A 1,457-nucleotide genomic window follows, 5' to 3' on the forward strand; every position below is an offset into this window, starting at 1 on the left:
CGGGGATGGGTGGCCAGCACCCGCCGTATGATGTCTGGATCACCGACGACGCGGACGGGGTCATGCTCCAGGGCGGGGTCGGCGGCTATATGCAGACCTGGTACGAGCTCGTGGCGCTGGAGCGCTGATCAGCGTCAGGCCCGCTCGATGATGTTGATCAGGACGCCGTCCGGGTCGCGCAGCATGACCTCACGGTCGGTGCGACGCTGGGGTGTGTCCACCAGCCTTTCGGGACCGCTGAGGAAGCCCTGGCCGATGGCCGAAAGGCGGGCCGACAGGGCGTCTAGATCGGGACGGTGGAAGACCAGAACGCCTTCGCCGATGTTGACCGTCCCTTCGGTCTTCCGGACCCGCGCCAGATTCTGCCCGGTCACCTGGAACAGGGCGATCATGCCGTAGGGAGGGCCCTCGGCCTTCAGGATGCGGAAGCGGACTCCGGCGCCCTCAGCGAGGCCCAGCAGGCGCTCAAGCGGCGCCCCCTGCAAGGCGCCCTCGAACAGCAGTTCCGGCAGGCCGATGATGTCGCGGTAGAAGGTGGTCGAGGCCTCGAGGTCCGAGATGAATAGGGCGCACCGGACCAGCTGGCCAGTCGAAGGCGGCGTCTGGGCGACAGCCGCCGTGGCGAGCGCGGCGGGAGCGAGCGCGGAACCGATCAGGAGCGCGCGGCGGTTGGTCGTCATGGGATCATCCTCCAACGGTCTGGGAGAGCATGAGGTCGGCCACGGCGGCCGGGGCGGTGATCATGGCGTCGTGGCCGGTCGCCAGGGTAGAGACGGACCAACTCGGGTCATTCCTTAGGCGAGCGTAATGCGCCGGGAAGGACGCCATTGGCAGGACCGGATCGACGCAGTGCACATAGGAGCGGCGCAAACGGTCGGAGCCGCCGTTCGTCAGCCGGATCGGGTCCAGCCAGGTCTTGAGCGGATGGGGCGTCAGGCGGCGCTTAAGCCATGCTTCGTCCTCAGTGCCTGCCGCGACGCCGAAGATCGTGACGTCGGGGAAGACCTGCATGGCCACGCCGTCGGGAGCGAGCGCGCGCAGGCCCGCTTCTGTCGCGGCCGCTGCTTCTGGTGTGATGCCCGGTGACTGGGTGATCATGGTCTCGCCGTCCGACGGCACGGCGGCGTCCAGATAGAGGACCGAAGAGATCCGGTATTTCAGGCGATCGCAGACACCTGTGACCACCATGCCGCCATAGGAGTGGCCGCAGAGATGGATCTGGGTCAGCTCCTCGGCCTCGATGACAGCGACGACGTCCTGGATGTGGGTGTCCAGCCCAACGTCCGGCCGCATCAAGTGAGCCCGCTCGCCGCAACCGGTCAGGGTTGGCGTCAGTACCCGGGCACCGGTCGATTCCAAGCGTTCGGCGACACGACGCCAGCACCAGCTGCCATGCCACGCGCCGTGCACCAGAAGGAAGACGGGGCGCGAGCTTGCCGCTCGCGCCCCGCTGTGGG

2 protein-coding genes are annotated in these 1,457 nt (G+C 67.9%); both read right to left on the bottom strand.

The features are described 5' to 3' along the window. Positions 1-134: 134 nt before the first annotated feature. The gene (locus IP78_RS12025) at positions 135-680 is read right to left on the bottom strand and encodes a VOC family protein (protein ID WP_054111921.1); all 546 of its coding nucleotides are present in this window, start codon (positions 678-680) and stop codon (positions 135-137) included. A 4-nt stretch (positions 681-684) separates the two neighbouring features. Next, positions 685-1,457: alpha/beta hydrolase (locus IP78_RS12030; RefSeq protein ID WP_156320395.1), on the bottom strand; the 773-nt coding region annotated here is incomplete at its 5' end.

The organism is Brevundimonas sp. AAP58 (assembly GCF_001295975.1).
GTDB lineage: Bacteria > Pseudomonadota > Alphaproteobacteria > Caulobacterales > Caulobacteraceae > Brevundimonas.

What these genes read in the sequence shown, in the direction of transcription:
- IP78_RS12025 (WP_054111921.1), bottom strand. Translation starts at nt 680, where the DNA reads ATGACGACCAACCGCCGCGCGCTCCTGATCGGTTCCGCGCTCGCTCCC.